Raw genomic sequence first — 17734 nt, forward strand, 5'->3', positions numbered from 1 at the left:
TTGCTATATCCCTAGAAGGAATGGGAGGAATTGTCGTGAGACCTATTGCTTGGTCAAATTGATTAACTGGATTTGGGATTGATGAACAATTTAGTCAATTGCAATCCGCTGAGGGCCAGTGGCTTTGCCATTATTTACCTCAGTTGTATTGGAAGTGGAACTACTTGAGTATTTTTGTTGATCTAGCCAGCTTTTAACAGGGTCATCTGCAAGATTGAGTCGAAGCACACCGGAGAATAACCCACCAAGAAACGAGACTGGGTGCTGGGTAAATTCTTTGAATATGGGTGACAATTCATCAATGAACATTAAAAGTCTCCTAACTCTACCGTAAAAAATTATTACTTTTTAATTAATCGTAACGTGTAAGGGCATGGGGCATGGGGTATGCAAAGACAAGGGAGAGGGGGTAGACAAGGGAGAAAGATGGCTATCTTACCTTATCTACCTTGTCTACCTTGTCCCCCTTGTCTCCCCATCTCCTCTATGAACTTGGTTCCTGTTCGGGAAACATACACTTATCAGAGTCACAACCACTGGGGCCGGCTTCTGACATTTCGCCTAAATCATAGCGGCTGAGGGCTGCACAGAAATCATCTGTTTTGCGCCGTGCTTTGACTTCTTGAATTAAACGATGGCAAGTTGCTTTATCTATTGGTTCAAAAGGCAAACGTGGGAAGGATTGTAAATCGTCAAATCTAGCTAAAAGAGCTGCGGAAATATATCCTTCATCATTTTGAATAGTTTCGTAAATCCGCTGTCCGAGACTTTCGATTTCATCAGAACGTAGTTCTAAAGTTGCTGAGGTGTTGTGACTCACATAATGGCGTTGAACCTGGAGGACAAAATCAAATTGCGCTAACACTGAAAACTTAGAAACATCAATTTCATCAGCACCAGGTAAATCAGCCCAAGAGACAGCAACGGGAATTTCTACTAACCATTCACTCACACGTGGATCGAAAGGATCGTTGAGTAAATTACCGTGTTCGTCTTTGTCTGATTGCGAGGGAATGACATTGTAACCATACTCAATACAAGCTAAAGCTACGGGGTCATTTTTGCCGAAGGTGATGCGGCGAATAAATCTTTGGGCTTTGGGGGGATGCCATCCGGAACTGGCATTAGTTAATAAAGCTTTTGTGCCGCTTGGTTGGACAGTAGTGCAGCGATTTGGACGTTTGAGATTGTGGCGATCGCAATAATCCCAAACAACTCGATGCACAGTATCTTTCCAAAAGCTTAAATATTTCTCTTCCTCGCGCTTAAATGCCAATCCTTGGGGAGTGGCGGGTCTTCCTGCTTCCCACCAACGCAGCCAATCAACACCAAAAGCATGAACAAAGAAATCAAATAAACCCGTAAAAGAAACTCCCACAATGGGGTCTATTTCACGGCTGTATTGATAGCGTGGTTCTTGGAATTTGTGGTTTAAAAGTGCTGCTACAGATAGCGCCCCAGCGGTGAAAGCCTCTTCTTGTTCTTTATAGTTAAATGGGTCAATTTGATTGAGGTGAACCTCAGACAAATTACAGTGGAAATTAGAACCGATGATTTCCAATTTTGTTATCCTAGGGGCTTTTTATCCTCTAGTTCTACTGCTTGATGATTTGCAGTAGCTCCGCGTACATTTTGCATATGTAACAACCCCTTAGGACAAATCAAAGCTCAAATTGGCTTTTAACTTTTGACTTGTTACATCTGCCCCCGCACTCTTGGAGAGATTATATTCTAGACACTAATTTATGCTGTAATCTAGTTTCACTCTCTACGCTGTACGGTGTCAAAGGCTTATTACTTCCTTTGATTACCACGGGATTAGCATCTCAGCTTTCCCCGTTTTTGCGAGGTTTTTAACGTGAGGCAAAATCAATTACCACACGGATTTAGCCCATAGCGAGCTAAACGATGTTCTAGCTCATTAGCACCAAGCTGAGGATAGCGTTTTTGCAACCATTGTTTTGCTGTTCCTTGTTCGTAAGCTTTGAGGAAATCAACTTTTAAAGCCTGTGTTGGTAGCAAATCAATGTTTGCTCTGGCTACAGCTTCACCAGCCCATTGAATTGCACCTTCACCACTGTAATATTGTTTGCGGACAGCCTCAATACATTCTGTTAATGTCGGCTTGCGGTGAAAAACTCTGGTATGGTTGGCCATTCTCAAAGCATCGCGCTCTGGATCGATTCGCCAGTTACCCTCTGCATCCTGTTGCCATAAATTATCCTTAGCTGTTGCTCCCAGGCTGTCATCAGCAGTAAACTGACGCATCCCAGCGCTGTTATGTGTGAGATAGCCGTCGCAGTAGAAACAATGAGCTTCATCGACTTCTATATCATAAGTCTGAACATAATCGTAACTACCCAATCCTTTGACAGTGACGGGAATATCTAAAGAAATATCCGCCTCAGCAACGTAGCGTTCGTAATTAGCATCTACAGTGCGGGAACCCTGGAATCCCATGTCGCGCATTTCGCTGTAGCTGTAAGCTTCGCGCATGATTGTACCAGGAACGGTAAAACCATACATTTTTAGACCTTGATGTAGTTCACCTTTAGCTGAGTGAGGCGCAATCAGGGCATTGTAACGCTCCTTTAGTGCTGGAATTGTCAAGTTGTACTTGACTTGCCAACTTGAATTTTGCGGATAAGTTGTGGTCAGTCTCCCAGCAATACCCAAGCTGGATAAAACTACACTGACTTGTCTGATAAATGAACGATAAACTGAGGTAATTAGGTGAGGAGGGCGGTTATTAACAGCGCCATCACTATCCATTAATCCTGCTAAATATGCAGCTCGGATATCTACTGAACCCTGGAAAATAAAATTAGGAACAGCTAGGGCAACATTTGGCTGCTTAATATAACGATGGAAATACTCAGCTAGACGAATTGATGAACAGATGGACTTGGCTGTGTTTTCACCTTTAGTAATGCTATGAACAGCACTTAACCCAAATAAAGCTAAACAAGCATCAATTTTGCTCTGGATTCTAGTTGTAACTTCAGCATACAGGCTGTTCATTGACCACTCAACACGGCCGTAGGGTTTATTGTGTTTATTACGACCAAGAGCTACATAACCATCACCGTGTGTAAACCCAATAAGCCAAGCTATTTCCGCAGTTAGTTCCGGAATAACAAAAGATTTGGCTCCTTGACTTCGGCAAGGACGAAATTCAGTAAAATCTGGGGGTAAATGGGTAACTGTTCCTGGTAGAACTTGTTTGTTGTGCAGTAGGCGATCGCCTGCTTTTAAACTAGCAATATCTTTCCAGACAATGCCGCCTTTAGCATCCGCCAATACTGCTTGTCTATGGTTTAAAGTTGCTCTGGGATAAGTAGCATTAGTTTCAATTTCATAGACATCTTGAAACCCTTGGTCAAATTTATCAACAACCCGCCGGAATCCCAAAGGAGTTTGTACCAAATCACCTATTTGTACATCACGAATGGGAACTAGTCCTTTAGCTGTATGTACCAAAGCATCTTCAGGTAAACAGCGCCGGATATTACCAGCCACAATTGTCACCGCAGCTTCATCAATTAATAGACAACATTCAACAGAAGTTAATTGTCGCCCTTTGGCTTTATTCAGAATGGATGCACAACGCTGATAAAGTCCTGGCAATTTCACAGGATTCGCAACTCCCCCAAAGCCATTGAGAGTTTCTCCGGCTTTGCGGACATCACTAATATCAACTAAAACTTCAACATCTGAAGAAAAACGTTCATCTGTAGAGAGTTCCAACAGAGTTTGATATGATTCAACCCAACCTTCGCGGCTATCTCCAACGTAGATAGTAACTTTGTTACCTTCTATAAGTGTTTGTGTAAATTCACGACGCTCAATTCTAACAGTACTACCAAGTTCACCTTGTACGCTAACGTTCAAATGGTTACGGATGGGGGGCAACTGGTTAATATATTGTGGTTCTAAAATAGCTCCAGTACCACAGCCCATCATTGCCAAATCCATCATTAATCCGAAAGCACTCCAGTCTTGGAGATTGGTGGAGGTACAATTATAAGCACCGGAAAAATTCTTTGGCTTCCTAATCCAGTCTGTACCCCCAACCCACAACCAGCGCCCGCTAGGCATAGCTTTCAAATTGCGCTGCATCCGCTCTAATATGGCAACTTCTTCTCTTGTGAGTTTTCCTAACTCCATTAAGCCTTGTAAAGTGCGATCGCATACCTCATCCCATGTTTCCCTCAACCCTGCCTCAGTACGGCGGCTATAGGTTCTAAAAAATACAGGATTAGCAGCAGGAGCAGTCTCAGGGAACCCTCCGCTCTGGCGTTTTCTTTCAAGCTTCTGAACCATAAATCAAGTCTTGTTGCGTGCGAACAGATTATGACTATACGCCAAGTAGATTTAGGATTAAAGATTGTCAAATTGTCCACTTTACGCTAGCGCCATATCGTACTAATTGCAACATAACTTCATGATATATAATATCCATCATTTCTACGTAAAAATTATTTACTAAGTTTGAATTGCTACAAATTGTTGATGAATAAATCTTCCCATTCTCCACTCGCAAAACAATAAATTCATCATGCTAGAGTACAATCCATTAGCTTGTTTGCCCTCATCTGAGGAATTACCAGACTCAGACGATACCCCTGTGGATAACGAATTACAAGATTTAATTCCTGGTTTACTCAAAGCAATACTCGCAATTGCTTGGCCGGAACGTATGGATTGGTTTTTTGGCGTAGATATGGGTATTTATTATGACCCAGATTTGCCAGCAATAGTCCCAGATGGGTTTTTGAGTTTGGGGGTAGAGCGATTTTATGATGAAAACCTCCGCCCCAGTTATGTGCTTTGGGAAGAGAAGAAAGTACCGATATTAGTCTTAGAAGTAGTATCTCAAAAATACCGAGGTGAATATTCCACCAAAAAAATAGAGTATGCAAAATTGGGAATTTTGTATTATGTTGTCTACAACCCATTTCGTCGCCGCAAACGACCTTTAGAAGTTTATAAATTAGTGAATAATATTTACGAATTGCATGATGGTAATCCAGTTTGGTTGCCAGAAATAGGTTTAGGAATTGGCATCGAAAGAGGAACTTATTTAGGCATACCACGGGAGTGGGTGTATTGGTATAATCAACAAGGACAAAGGTTTTTAACGCCAGAAGAAGATAGAAAACTTGCTCAACAACAAGCCCAGCAAGCACAACAAGAAGTACAATTGTTACGAGAACGGTTGCGATCGCTCGGCATAGATCCTGATTCTCTCACGTGAATTGCTGTTAGAAAACTCTAACAAAAGTATCTTTAAGATTTACGAATCTCATTTAATTATTTTTAGCAACACAACTGTAAAATGACACTGGCTCCTTGGCGAAGTACCATCGCCCACGCCCTCCACCGCAACCGTAGCCTTGTTTACGCCCGTTACTTACAACTAGCAACGGTACAAGCAAACAATCGCCCCGCGAATCGGACTGTAGTCTTTCGCGGCTTTCTCGAAGATACCAACCAGCTAAAATTTATCACCGACAGCCGTAGCGCCAAAACCGACCAAATAGTGCAACAACCTTGGGCCGAAGCTTGCTGGTACTTTCCCAACACACGAGAACAATTCCGCATCGCTGGCTGTTTGACTTTGGTAGGTAATGATAATTCCCACAAAGATTTACAGCCAGCACGCATTTCCACCTGGCAAGAACTGAGTGATGCAGCGCGTTTACAATTTGCTTGGCCTCATCCTGGTAAACCCAGAGTTATGAAACCACAAGCCTTTGAGCCACCAGCACCAAACTGTGTGCAACCAGTACCTAATTTTTGTTTGGTGCTACTAGACCCAGTGCAGGTAGACCATTTAGAACTGCGCGGCGAACCACAAAATAGAAGACTCTATCACCGCGATGAAAATCAACAATGGTTATGTGAAGAAATTAATCCTTAATTTTGTCAGTTAGAAGCGCCCCATAATTTTTATTCCTCACTCCAAACTCCAAACTCCAAACTCCAAACTCCTAACTCCTAACTCCTAACTCCTAACTCCTAACTTTATATCCCCGCACCATCTAAAAACTGTTGTATTGCTTTATCTCTGAGGCTACACACAGGAGCATTTTCTAATAATTCAGCTTCCTTGGAGGCTACAGAACCCGCCAATACAGGAGTTTTTTCATTTGAAGAATGAATACGCTGAAGATTTTGTATTTGTTCTTCTAACGATTCGATTCGATTTACCAAAGCGCGAATTACTTCCGCTTCTGAGTCTGGCAAATTATTGTGTTCTAGTGGTGCAACTCTCACTCCAGAACGATACACAATACGGCCAGGTACTCCCACCACTGTGCAGTCAGAGGGGACATCCCTGAGGACAACTGACCCAGCACCAATACGGACATTATTGCCAATTTGGATATTTCCCAGGACTTTCGCTCCCGCACCGACTACAACATTTTCACCCAACGTAGGATGGCGCTTACCGCATTGTTTACCAGTTCCCCCAAGGGTGACACCTTGATAAATTAGTGCATAGTCTCCCACGATCGCAGTTTCACCAATTACCACACCCATACCGTGGTCAATGAATACGCCATATCCAATTGTTGCACCAGGGTGGATTTCAATTCCAGTCAAAAACCGAGCCAAGTAAGAAATCAAACGGGGAATAAAGGGAAGACCAACACCATGAAGCCAGTGAGCCAGCCTATGCAATAACAGGGCTTGCAAACCAGGGTAACAAAATAAAACTTCCAACCAGTTACGGGCAGCTGGGTCACGTTCAAATATGATACGAAAGTCAGCACTCAGAGTAGATAGCACGAGATAGTACCCTCGGAAAGCACAACAAGCTACTATCCCATATTATCGTCTTAGGTGTTGCATAAAAAATGGGCAATGGGGCATAGGGCATAGGGCATAGGGCATGGAAGTTAGGAGTTAGGAGTTAGGAGTTAAGAATTATTCACCTTGCCTCCCCATCCCCCCATCTCCCCATCTCCCCATCTCCCCATCTCCCCATCTCCCCATCCCCCCATCCCCCCATCACTGCTCCACTGTGACAGTATAATCCCGCTTCATTCCAGGATTAAATGTGCCTACCCAAATGCGATAGGTGCCTTTTTTCCAGTTGCGATCGCTAATGCTAGCATCTTTACTTTTGCCAGTGTCATCGCCGCAGCGAATGGTAGCTTTATCTGGCCCTTGGATGAGTAAGGTAGTATCGTTGTTATTGCTATCTATCTGCACTGTCAACTGGGAAAAGTCATTTTCCAAAACCATAATATGATCTGGATTCGGATCGGCAAAACCGATACAGGCTTTTTGTTCGCGATCGCGGTTACTAATGGCAGATAATGAGTAAGAACCACCTGTAAATCCCTGCACTTTTCCTTGTGCTGGGTCAAAGTTTGTTGATAGCGTCAAAGTACCAAAATTTGCTGTCTGTGCTATCGCAGGGGTAGCTGCTAAGGCTGTAATTATAGCTAACAACCAGCCGCGACTATATTTAAGTCGGGGGCGACAGTATTTCATAGTAGCCCTCCAACAGGCTTGAATAATAGTAGTCATATATACATAATTGTAGTTAAAAAATTACTGTGAAATTTCTATTCGATGTGCCACATTCAAATGTGCCACAATTCATGATTTTACAAAGCATACAGGTAATTGCTATCGCAATCATATTTTAATTGTGAACAATATCGGTGTTAACTGTTGAGTGTTGACTGTTAACACTCAACAAAGCTAACACTTAATATTTAAGAAATTATTTTTGATTACCCTATTTTGTATCTCGTTATCAACGAGTGAGTAAAATTTTTGCACTGAAATAAAGTACATAAAATTAAAAATTTTAACTTTATGTACTTTTAGTTAGTGCGAACATTTCAGGAATTATTTAGTTGGAAAAAGATGCCACCTTTGAGGGCTTGTGTGTTAGTTCCATAACTACTAACTGTGAGCGATCGCAAGTTATTAAAAAACGGTTTTCCGACAACTTCCACTAACTTGAGAATTGGAATTTGACGCTCTAATAAATCCTGGCTTTTTGCCCAATCAAGATAGATATAGCCTTGGTTTGGTCGAGGAATTGCGGCAATACTTTCTTGAAAATTAGGATTGTTAATTAAGGAGTTTTCCTTGGCTGTGAAAATTTCATCCATTGTCTCAAGGTCTGAGGTGAAAATTTCGTAATTTCCTAAAGTTGTATGCGCTCCTCTAACTTTTGCTTCAATGGTGAATGATGGTCGATTGTTGTCATTGGTTTTTTTACTAGCTGTAGTTAACTCTGTCCAAGCAGCAATTTTTTGGTTGTCTATGGTTACAGGACTGATGGTAAGTCCATTAGATGAAGCAATGGCGTCTAGGTTCGCCACGCCTTGTTCTACACCCTCTGATTTTTCCGCAACAAAAATCCAACGGGGAGTTGTTTGTTTTTGAGGTAATAATGCTATGGCATATTCTCCCTGTACCCAAGTGAAAATATCCTTTGGCAAATTTACTCCCCAAACTTTTTGAACATCGCCCAATGGTTTTAGTAACTGAGAAACCACATCTTCTTGGGAACCATATATAGTTGCTGCTGCTTGTTTCCAAAGTTTGGCTACATCAGTGTTAGCTAAATTACTCAAATTTGAGCCAGAAATTGCCAAACCTGCTGATGATGGAATATATTGCAATGCTCCCACAGGTTTTGTTAATGATGGCGATGGAGAAACACTTTCTAATGAACTGACAAAGGCTGTTTCTGCTAGCAATCCTTTGGGCTTCAACAACAGAGAAATTATTTCACTGTCATATGTTTGTTCGGCTAATTCTAATCCTTGCCATTTTGCCACAATGGGAAGGTTTAAGAAAGCTATAGCTATACTACCTTTGGGTAGTTCTTTGGTAGCTTTTTGGTATTCAAAGGAGCTAGTCAAATTCAAATCCGGGGCTTGGACGTTATTAATGGCCTCGCGCAGCACTTTCGCATCGTTAGCAAACAAAACAAAACCTCCGCCAACTACAGCGCCAGCTAAGTTATTTTGGATTTTACTTTCTGCTATCCCTTGCGGATTGTCAGAAATTAGCTTTATGCCTTTGTATTCTTCAACATTTAAGTTTGCCCCAGCTAAAGCTCGTTTGGAAAATAACAACTCGACAAACTCGCGAGTTTTTTCTGGTTGCTTGGTTGCAAGTGCCAAAAGATAGCCTGGTTGTTGTCCATTTTCCGGGTCGCGATCGAGATCTAGGGTGGTTATAGCGAGTGTAATTTCGTTACCTAGCCAGGGTTTAATATCTTCCTGGTAATCAATACCACTCTTAGCCAAGAAACTAGTTTTGAGTTTAGATAGTTCTCCATCACCCTCCAACGCTTGCAAACTGTCAGGATTTGTCAGTAATGACACTATTACGGGAGAAAGTTTCGATACAAATATTGTTGCACCAGGCTGGGATGTAGGGCTTACGAGGCTAGCCGGATTTTTCGGGAAAAACCAGTAGAATAAAGCGATCGCAATGGCTAAAACGGCGATCGCACCAGCTACGATAAAACCGATGAATGGGCGTTGTCTATTCACATTAAACCTATTAAAAAAGATAGTTCACAGCCATTTAAGCAGAAAGAGGATGCGGAAAGACGTAAAGACGCATCCTCCCCGTTTCCCCTTGGGAATCAATGCTCATGCCAAGGCAGAGATTTTCTGTCAACATAAGTAAATTACAATTGTCTACAAAAATCTCATGACAGAGAACTCTTTTAGTCAGCTCATTGCCCACATTAGCGTACAGGAACTATCACAACGTCTCGCTTCAGGGGATCCAAGCATACAGCTAGTAGATGTACGCGAACCACAAGAATTGGCGATCGCTAGAATTGAGGGCTTTGTTAACTTACCTTTAAGTGAATTTCCCGAATGGGGCGATCAAGTACCGACTATCTTCAACCCCCAAGCTGAAACCCTTGTGCTGTGTCACCACGGTATCCGTTCTGCTCAGATGTGTCAGTGGTTAATTGCTCAAGGCTTCACTAATGTGCAAAATATTTCAGGCGGTATTGATGCCTATTCTAAATTAGTAGACCCTTCGATTCCCCAGTATTAGGGAATTCCAAAAAATAAATAACAGCAGATGACTGTTAACTGTTAACGGTTCCCAGTCAACAGTCAAAATTAGCAATAGACTTTTAACAGAAGTGGGGAAAAGGGTAAGGGGTAAAGGGGAAAGGGCAAATAAATAAAAACCCTTTTCCCGGTTGGTGAGCTTGTCGAACCATTAACCTTTTCCCTTTCCCCCCTCTTGCAAAAGGTCTAATGTTATTGTAAAACCAGCCGTCAATCAATTTGGGGGTTTCTTGGGGAAGCTTGGAACCTTACATAGGATGGAGATTTATTCAGTTTTTAATTCCTAATTTAGCAGCGATCGCTACAAAAATACGTATTCGCTAATACTGTTCGCAATATATAGTTGTGCAAAAATACGGTTATAAAGCTATGAACTTGTAGATTAAGATAGTCGCTCTTTATAGCCAAAAATAAAATTATGTTTGCAGCAGAGCTTCCACCGTATCATACGCAGACTTTAAAAGTATTTATCACAATATAATTGTATAATCTATTAAATTAATTAATTAATTATTAATAATTTTGTTTAGGATCGAATCCTCAACTTTTTCCAATCCAATTTTGATTAAAATTTGCACTCAGCAAAGCATACTCTATGGAAGTCCAGTTGACCAATCGACAACAGCATATACTTTGGGCTACAGTACGTCATTACATAGCTACGGCAGAGCCTGTTGGTTCAAAGGCTTTGGTGGAAGAGTACGATTTGGGTGTTAGCTCAGCAACGATTCGTAATGTCATGGGTGTTTTAGAAAAGTCTGGGTTACTTTACCAACCACACACTTCTGCGGGAAGAGTACCTTCAGACTCAGGGTATCGCATTTATGTTGACCAGCTAATTACACCTTCTCTGAAAGACGTTACGCGAACAGAAATATTAGCAAAAGAAGTAGAAGTGGCACTGCAAAAGCGCCTACATTGGGAAGATTGGAGTTTAGAAACTTTGCTGCAAGGAGCTGCACAAATTTTAGCAACCTTGAGCGGCTGCATTAGCTTGATTACCATGCCTCAAACCACTACAGCACTGGTGCGACATCTACAATTAGTGCAAATTGACGCCGGAAAAATCATGCTGATTGTAGTGACTGATAATTATGAAACACACTCCAAATTAATGGATTTGTCGCTAGCACCAGAGGAAACACAACGCGAACCAGAAGTAATAGATCGCGAATTGCAAATTGTTTCTAACTTTTTGAATAGTCACTTACGAGGGCGGAGTTTGTTAGAATTAGCCTCTCTCGACTGGAGTCAATTAGATCGAGAATTCCAACGCTACGGCGAATTTCTCAAAACTTCAGTTGCAGAATTGACTCGTCGCACTCTAGCGCCCACTGCAACACAAATTATGGTTAGAGGTGTTGCAGAAGTTTTGCGTCAGCCGGAATTCTCGCAGTTACAACAAGTACAAACAATTATCCACCTCCTGGAAGAAGAACAAGACCAGCTATGGCGATTAATATTTGAGGAATCAGAGTCAGAAGATTTGGGTAAGTCCAAGGTAACCGTTCGCATTGGTGCAGAAAATCCCTTAGAACCGATACGTACTTGTAGTTTGATTTCTTCTACCTATCGCCGAGGTTCAATACCTGTGGGTAGTGTAGGAGTTTTAGGGCCAACACGCCTAGATTATGAAAGTGCGATCGCTGTTGTCGCTGCTGCTGCTGATTACCTTTCAGAAGCTTTCAGTTAATTTACAGAGATTATGGTGAGAAAAATTGCCTTTGGATTACTATGGCTGGGATTCATTTTCTATGCGTTTATCCTCTCGCCTCCCCAACAACCAGGCACATTCGAGTTGATTAAAAACCTTTCTCTTGGTCAATGGCAAGGTATTAATCCATTAGTAATAGCCCTATTCAACCTCATGGGGGTTTGGCCCCTCATCTACAGCGCAGTAGTGTTTATCGATGGTAGAGGGCAAAAAATACCTGCTTGGCTATTTGCGATCGCTTCTTTTGGGGTTGGTGCTTTTGCCCTATTGCCCTACTTAGCCCTTAGAGAACCAAATCAAAAATTTGTTGGTCAAAAGAATACTTTCTTCAAGCTGCTAGATTCTCGTGTAACTGGTTATGTTCTGACTTTAACTGCTGTGATTCTGGTTACCTACGGTTTAACACAAGGAGATTGGACAGATTTTATCCAACAGTGGCAAACTAACCGCTTCATTCACGTCATGAGCCTAGATTTCTGTTTACTTTCCCTATTATTTCCGACATTAGTAAAAGATGATATGGCACGGCGTGGTTGGGAAAATCACCAAATGCTATGGATAACAGCCTTAATACCACTATTTGGCCCATTGATTTACTTATGTGTGCGTCCATCTCTACTAGAAGTTGATGCACAAAACATAACCGCTAAGCAACCAGCAGCGAATTAAAAAATTTGGTCTTGCCTAATAATTCAATAGTTGAGGTTGACGGAGGGATGGTGGATTATGTAATCCCAAAAATTCGTAATTGCAATTTAGTATCTAATAGCTTAACATTACTTAATATTTATAAGAGCGGCCAATCATATTATTTATAATGCTTATTTGTTATTTATTCTCAATAAACATATCTTTTCAAATACAATAGGACTTACACAAGTACTACTTTTTCATTGCGGCCGAAACGAAGTTAAGGGAAGCAATCCCAAAGTTTTTGGCAATTACTCCTCTACAAAACGCTTGTCTGGGACAACCTGCGCGAACGCTTAGCTTGCTTGTCTATTCTTTAGTTTACTGTCGCACGTCATACCAATTCACCAAAATATTGGTACACATACAACAACTCGTAGGGGCGAACTGCTGTTGGCCCATACTCAAAGGCTGTGCTTTGGGGGTGCGTAAATTCTAAGAAAAAATTTTTTCTCAAAGTACTTTACAAAAATAAATACTTTGTTTTAAGATATGTAACAAGGTAGTCAAACCTACCTCATTTATTTGCACATAAACAACTGCATTTATAAAACAATGACAGCAACCATTCAACAGCGCCAAAGCGCCAACGTATGGGGCCGCTTCGCCAACTGGATAACCAGCACCAACAACCGCTTATACATCGGTTGGTTCGGCGTCCTGATGATCCCCACCTTACTAGCAGCAACAGCTTGCTTCGTAATCGCCTTCATCGCTGCTCCTCCAGTAGACATCGATGGTATCCGCGAACCAGTAGCAGGTTCCTTACTCTACGGAAACAACATCATCTCCGGAGCAGTAGTACCATCTTCCAACGCCATTGGTTTACACTTCTACCCAATTTGGGAAGCAGCATCATTAGATGAATGGCTTTACAACGGTGGCCCATACCAATTGGTAATTTTCCACTTCCTGATTGGCGTATTCTGCTACTTAGGACGTGAGTGGGAACTATCTTACCGCTTGGGAATGCGTCCTTGGATCTGCCTAGCGTTCTCTGCACCAGTAGCAGCAGCAACAGCAGTATTCTTGATTTACCCCATCGGACAAGGTTCCTTCTCTGACGGTATGCCCTTGGGAATCTCCGGAACCTTCAACTTCATGATCGTGTTCCAAGCGGAACACAACATCTTGATGCACCCCTTCCACATGTTAGGTGTAGCTGGTGTATTCGGTGGTTCTTTATTCTCTGCAATGCACGGTTCTCTAGTAACCTCTTCCTTGGTACGTGAAACCACCGAAAGCGAATCACAAAACTACGGTTACAAATTCGGTCAAGAAGAAGAAACCTACAACATCGTTGCAGCGCACGGTTACTTCGGTCGCTTGATTTTCCAATACGCTTCTTTCAACAACAGCCGTTCCTTGCACTTCTTCCTAGCTGCATGGCCTGTAATCGGCATCTGGTTCACCGCCTTGGGTGTAAGCACAATGGCGTTCAACTTGAACGGTTTCAACTTCAACCAGTCCATCATCGACTCTCAAGGTCGCGTCATCAACACCTGGGCTGACATCATCAACCGTGCGAACCTGGGTATGGAAGTAATGCACGAGCGCAATGCTCACAACTTCCCCTTAGACTTGGCATCTGCCGAAGCGGCTCCTGTTGCAATCAGCGCTCCTGCTATCAACGGTTAATCGTTGCCTTAGTCAACTGAACTGAAAATTAAATAGAATCAAAAGCGCCCTCCTTGATGGAGGGTGCTTTTTAGTGTCAGTGAAGAATGCGATTCAATTGTTTGGGAACCCTGCTTAAGACAGATTAGGGAACTCCAAAAAATCAGGACTTACGCACAGGTAACGGAAAATCGAACCGCGGAGAATAGGTAGAAATAAGAGTTTCAGAGAGTTTTTGCGTAAGTCCTAAAATAAATTATTCCGGTTAAAGAGTTGACTGTTGACTCTTAACTGTCAACCGTCAACGGTCTTCTATGAAATATTTTTTTACTTGAAAGTGCCTTAAATTATCTTCTTCGGGAAAATCCTAACTTCTTGTTTATGAGCAAGCTACCAAGTCCAAGGAATGCCAGAGCAAAGTTAGTATTGGGTTCTGGTACTGAGGTGGCGTTATCAAGTGACTGAAATCGAATAAAATCCAATTCATAAGCTGAATTCACACAACAATTGGGGAAAAAAATGCTGTCATTAGACCCGTCGCCAAATGCCACAGTACCAACCACACTTTCGTCTTGTGGTGTTACACCAGTACGTGTTAGCACAGGAGTTGCAGTACCGGCAATAATGTCGTCAAAAGATTTATCCACGTAGACATTCAGATTGCCATCTGTATAGCTAATTGCATATTCATGAAAAACAGAAGTGTCGATTGCGAAGCTATCCCCTACTAAGTCAGACCACTGTATACTGTTTTCGCCTATAGTTAATGAATTAGCCCGATCTAAGTTAGAACCCAAATAATTACCATTTGTGTCAAAAAATTGTTGTGCAAAGGGTGATAAACCCAAGCCATAGTCAAAAGAATTGAAAGAAGAACGCAGTACTTTTACACCCATCGAAATTATATAGTTAGTAGCATTAATGTTTCTGCTATACAGATGAACTGCTGTTCCGGTAGTACTAACACTTAATACATCACTGGGTTTACCAGTTAATTGTGGTATTACTGTTATCGTATCGTTCGGTAATTCTCCCAGAAAACTGTCTAATTGCCAACCAACAGCGTCGGGTGTACCACTTCCGTCAAAGAGAAATGTTGCTGCTTGTGCTGCATAAGGTAAACTCACACTAGCGCAACCGAGAACAACACCTATAGTGGAAATACCCAGTTTTTGAGTTAATTTCATGAGAAAATTTTGACAATTAAAATTGGATAATTTCGGTATTAAGTATTTTTACCATAAATATAAGTAGAACAGGGTAAATAATTAAAGGTTTGTAGTGAGAACTTTGGTTCTCAAAAAAGGACTAAAGTCCTTACTACGAAATGAATCTTATTTTTTACATTACTTAATATAGTTTGGTTTTTTCAAGTCGTTCTATTTAAATAGGACTTACGCAACGCCGATATTGTCATTGCGACCGAAACGGAGTGTAGGGAGGCAATCCCAGCGTCAGGGGGGATTACTTCCCTATCGCTCGTAATGACCGAATTACGTTATTTTTGCGTAAGTCCTGTTAAACAAATAATGTAAAATACAAAAGTTTAAAACCCCGAGCGAGACTGGCTTTTACCTCCTGCTTCCTGCTTCTACTTATCAGGGACAAGAATCAACATGAAACGAGCCTTATTAGTAATCGATGTTCAGAACGAATACTTCACTGGTAAACTACCAATAACCTATCCATCAGGAAGTTTAGATAATATTCTTCGAGTAATGAATATTGCTCAAGAGCGAAATATACCTGTGATTGTTGTTAGACATACACAACCGCTAGAAAACTCTCCCATTTTTCAAAAGGGAAGTCCAGAGTGGGAGCTTCATCCGGAAATTGCCAAATATCCCTACGATCTCCTGATCGAGAAAAATTTGCCAGGAAGTTTTACAGCAACAGAATTAGAAGCTTGGCTCAGAGAGAGGAATATTGATACCGTCGTTATCTCTGGATACATGACCCAAATGTGTTGTGACACAACCGCCAGACAAGCCGCCCATTTGGGTTTTTCTGTAGAGTTTCTTGCTGACGCCACAGGAACCCTTGGATTTCAAAATAATGGAGGTAGTGCTACTGATGAAGAACTTCATCGAGCAACTTTAGTTGCCCAAGATACTTTTATAAGTCAGGTAATCAATACTTCTAAATGGATTAATAATCTTGAAAATACCAAATGAGCCTAAAGCGTAACTGTGAAAATAAATTATTCAGGTTAAGGTATTGACTGTTAACTGTTAACTATGAACAGTCAACACTCTTCTATGGAATATTTTTTTAGTTGGAAATCCCAAACTAAATTTTTGGCTAGGCTAAAAAATGTTGGATTTTAGATTAACCCCATATCGTCGATGCTGGGGCTTGAATTTTTTAGGGTAGTACAACTAGCTGTACTACCCTACTACGTAAATGATTTATGAGACAATAGGGTTTGGTTAAAGGGAAAAGGGGGAAGGGGAAAGGGGAAAGGTTTTAAATACATCCTTTACCCCTTACCCCTTAACCCCTTCGGGGTTCGCCAGTCGCTCATGGGGGAAACCCCCAAGACCGCGCTGGCTCACCTTTTCCCAGACCACAAGGGAAGTTCATACTGCTTATCTGAACCGTATTGATTTATGAGAGTACTGGCTGGGCTTCCAGTTGCTGGGCTTTGTTCTTCAAAACAGTTGGTAATTCGCTGTTGAAAGCCTCACCTTCAACCACTTGGGAGCGGAAACCGTCAACTCCAACTGGAACGTCGCCGGTGATGGTGGTGCGGTAGAGTACGCGCTCGACTTCTATATGATCTAGATCTTGAGGTGCTAAATGTGAGGTGGCGCGGTTATCCCAGAAGGCAATATCACCATTGTTCCAGCGGAAGCGGGTGGTGTAAGCAGGCTTGGTAATCTGGTTGAAGAATAATTCAAGCAGCAAGTCGCTTTCTTGTCGTGACACGTCAAGAATGTGGGAGGTAAAGCCAGGGTTTACAAACAACGCACGTTCGCCGGTTTCTGGATGAACCCGAACAACTGGATGAATGGAAACCAAAGGATTGGCCGCAATGCGTTGGGCAATCTTGCTGTTGCTAGGCAAATTCAAACGCGCATTAAAACGATGTTCGGCTTTAAGTGTGTCTGCAAGGGCGCGCACGGGTGCTGATAAACCCTCGTAAGCTGCAACCAAATTAGTCCACTGTGTGTCACCACCAATGCTGGGAACGTTAACCGCACGCAAAATTGATGCCGCAGGGGGGTTGACAACGGCAGTCACATCTGTATGCCAGCGGCTTTCGTAGCTGGAACGCCGTAGACCGTTACGCTTTTCGTAGCGACTGCGGTCAATGGGTAGGATTTGTGAGAAACCTTCGATAGGCTCATCTTCGTGTGGATGTGCGTAGGTTACTTCGCCGAAACGAGCTGTGAAGGCGATTTGTGCAGCGTGGTCAATGTTCTGATTCCGAAAGAATACAACTTTCCACTTCAATAGTGTTTGCCGAATTTCTTGGACTGCTTCATCGTGCAGAGGACGCGAAAGATCCACGCCACTAATTTCAGCACCGATGAAACCAGACACTGGTTTGACTTCAATATGCTTGTAGCTCATGTAAATTCTCCAGAGTTCAATCTGTTGAGGAGTTTTCGTAAAGTCCGCTTCCTTTGGT

General features: G+C 42.1%; 14 protein-coding genes and 1 pseudogene. 7 read left to right on the top strand and 8 right to left on the bottom strand.

The features are described from left to right. Positions 1–90: 90 nt before the first annotated feature. From VF06_RS07360 to VF06_RS07370, 3 genes and pseudogenes are all read right to left on the bottom strand, one after another. Positions 91–309 carry a ssl0294 family protein gene (locus VF06_RS07360; protein WP_099071625.1) on the bottom strand — a complete coding sequence of 73 codons (219 nt, stop codon included), beginning with the start codon at positions 307–309 and terminating at the stop codon, positions 91–93. Between the two features lie 175 nt (positions 310–484). Then, a pseudogene (gene nrdJ / locus VF06_RS07365) lies at positions 485–1558 on the bottom strand (ribonucleoside-triphosphate reductase, adenosylcobalamin-dependent); the annotation flags it as partial. A gap of 311 nt (positions 1559–1869) precedes the next feature. Continuing rightward, positions 1870–4323, bottom strand: coding sequence for an LAGLIDADG family homing endonuclease (locus VF06_RS07370; protein WP_244918018.1), 2454 nt, complete (start codon positions 4321–4323; stop codon positions 1870–1872). A gap of 235 nt (positions 4324–4558) precedes the next feature. Here VF06_RS07370 and VF06_RS07375 point away from each other — a divergent pair, with 235 nt between their 5' ends. Next, positions 4559–5257: a Uma2 family endonuclease gene (locus tag VF06_RS07375; protein WP_099071624.1), complete on the top strand. Its 699-nt coding sequence runs from the start codon at positions 4559–4561 to the stop codon at positions 5255–5257. An 81-nt stretch (positions 5258–5338) separates the two neighbouring features. After that, complete coding sequence (locus VF06_RS07380) at positions 5339–5923, top strand: Npun_F5749 family FMN-dependent PPOX-type flavoprotein (RefSeq protein WP_099071623.1); 585 nt, start codon at positions 5339–5341, stop codon at positions 5921–5923. A 104-nt stretch (positions 5924–6027) separates the two neighbouring features. Here VF06_RS07380 and cysE read toward each other — a convergent pair whose 3' ends face one another. The 3 genes from cysE to VF06_RS07395 all read right to left on the bottom strand — a co-directional run bounded on the left by cysE (position 6028) and on the right by VF06_RS07395 (position 9536). After that, the gene (gene cysE, locus VF06_RS07385) at positions 6028–6795 is read right to left on the bottom strand and encodes a serine O-acetyltransferase (protein WP_099071622.1); all 768 of its coding nucleotides are present in this window, start codon (positions 6793–6795) and stop codon (positions 6028–6030) included. 222 nt (positions 6796–7017) lie between these two features. Continuing rightward, positions 7018–7506, bottom strand: coding sequence for a hypothetical protein (locus VF06_RS07390; protein WP_099072946.1), 489 nt, complete (start codon positions 7504–7506; stop codon positions 7018–7020). A 356-nt stretch (positions 7507–7862) separates the two neighbouring features. After that, positions 7863–9536 (bottom strand): DUF3352 domain-containing protein, encoded by a 1674-nt coding sequence (locus VF06_RS07395; RefSeq protein ID WP_099072947.1) that lies wholly within the window; start codon positions 9534–9536, stop codon positions 7863–7865. Positions 9537–9699: 163 nt separating this feature from the next. On the opposite strand from VF06_RS07395, the gene VF06_RS07400 reads away from it, so the two are divergent. The 4 genes from VF06_RS07400 (at position 9700) to psbA (ending at position 14121) form a co-directional block, all read left to right on the top strand. After that, complete coding sequence (locus VF06_RS07400) at positions 9700–10059, top strand: rhodanese-like domain-containing protein (protein ID WP_099072948.1); 360 nt, start codon at positions 9700–9702, stop codon at positions 10057–10059. Positions 10060–10674: 615 nt separating this feature from the next. Beyond that, on the top strand, positions 10675–11772 hold the full coding sequence (gene hrcA, locus VF06_RS07405) for a heat-inducible transcriptional repressor HrcA (protein ID WP_099071109.1): 1098 nt from the start codon (positions 10675–10677) through the stop codon (positions 11770–11772). Positions 11773–11784: 12 nt separating this feature from the next. Continuing rightward, entirely contained in the window at positions 11785–12462 is a 678-nt protein-coding gene (locus VF06_RS07410; RefSeq protein ID WP_099071110.1) for a DUF2834 domain-containing protein, read from the top strand. Between the two features lie 576 nt (positions 12463–13038). Continuing rightward, positions 13039–14121 (top strand): photosystem II q(b) protein, encoded by a 1083-nt coding sequence (psbA, locus tag VF06_RS07415; protein ID WP_099066039.1) that lies wholly within the window; start codon positions 13039–13041, stop codon positions 14119–14121. Between the two features lie 326 nt (positions 14122–14447). Here the strand turns inward: psbA and VF06_RS07420 are convergent, their stop codons facing one another. Continuing rightward, positions 14448–15287: a hypothetical protein gene (locus VF06_RS07420; RefSeq protein ID WP_099071112.1), complete on the bottom strand. Its 840-nt coding sequence runs from the start codon at positions 15285–15287 to the stop codon at positions 14448–14450. A gap of 429 nt (positions 15288–15716) precedes the next feature. Here VF06_RS07420 and VF06_RS07425 point away from each other — a divergent pair, with 429 nt between their 5' ends. Next, positions 15717–16274: a cysteine hydrolase family protein gene (locus VF06_RS07425; RefSeq protein WP_099071113.1), complete on the top strand. Its 558-nt coding sequence runs from the start codon at positions 15717–15719 to the stop codon at positions 16272–16274. A gap of 433 nt (positions 16275–16707) precedes the next feature. Here the strand turns inward: VF06_RS07425 and VF06_RS07430 are convergent, their stop codons facing one another. Then, positions 16708–17676 (bottom strand): TauD/TfdA dioxygenase family protein, encoded by a 969-nt coding sequence (locus VF06_RS07430; RefSeq protein WP_099071114.1) that lies wholly within the window; start codon positions 17674–17676, stop codon positions 16708–16710. Between the last annotated feature and the right edge of the window lie 58 nt (positions 17677–17734).

Origin of the sequence: Nostoc linckia z4 (assembly GCF_002608075.1) — a bacterium.
Lineage (GTDB): Bacteria > Cyanobacteriota > Cyanobacteriia > Cyanobacteriales > Nostocaceae > Nostoc > Nostoc linckia.

Excerpts from the sequence above, each read along its gene's own strand:
- VF06_RS07360 (WP_099071625.1), bottom strand. The coding sequence starts at position 309 with ATGTTCATTGATGAATTGTCACCCATATTCAAAGAATTTACCCAGCAC.
- VF06_RS07370 (WP_244918018.1), bottom strand. The coding sequence starts at position 4,323 with ATGGTTCAGAAGCTTGAAAGAAAACGCCAGAGCGGAGGGTTCCCTGAG.
- VF06_RS07375 (WP_099071624.1), top strand. The coding sequence starts at position 4,559 with ATGCTAGAGTACAATCCATTAGCTTGTTTGCCCTCATCTGAGGAATTA.
- VF06_RS07380 (WP_099071623.1), top strand. The coding sequence starts at position 5,339 with ATGACACTGGCTCCTTGGCGAAGTACCATCGCCCACGCCCTCCACCGC.
- VF06_RS07390 (WP_099072946.1), bottom strand. The coding sequence starts at position 7,506 with ATGAAATACTGTCGCCCCCGACTTAAATATAGTCGCGGCTGGTTGTTA.
- VF06_RS07400 (WP_099072948.1), top strand. The coding sequence starts at position 9,700 with ATGACAGAGAACTCTTTTAGTCAGCTCATTGCCCACATTAGCGTACAG.
- hrcA (WP_099071109.1), top strand. The coding sequence starts at position 10,675 with ATGGAAGTCCAGTTGACCAATCGACAACAGCATATACTTTGGGCTACA.
- VF06_RS07410 (WP_099071110.1), top strand. The coding sequence starts at position 11,785 with ATGGTGAGAAAAATTGCCTTTGGATTACTATGGCTGGGATTCATTTTC.
- psbA (WP_099066039.1), top strand. The coding sequence starts at position 13,039 with ATGACAGCAACCATTCAACAGCGCCAAAGCGCCAACGTATGGGGCCGC.
- VF06_RS07420 (WP_099071112.1), bottom strand. The coding sequence starts at position 15,287 with ATGAAATTAACTCAAAAACTGGGTATTTCCACTATAGGTGTTGTTCTC.
- VF06_RS07425 (WP_099071113.1), top strand. The coding sequence starts at position 15,717 with ATGAAACGAGCCTTATTAGTAATCGATGTTCAGAACGAATACTTCACT.
- VF06_RS07430 (WP_099071114.1), bottom strand. The coding sequence starts at position 17,676 with ATGAGCTACAAGCATATTGAAGTCAAACCAGTGTCTGGTTTCATCGGT.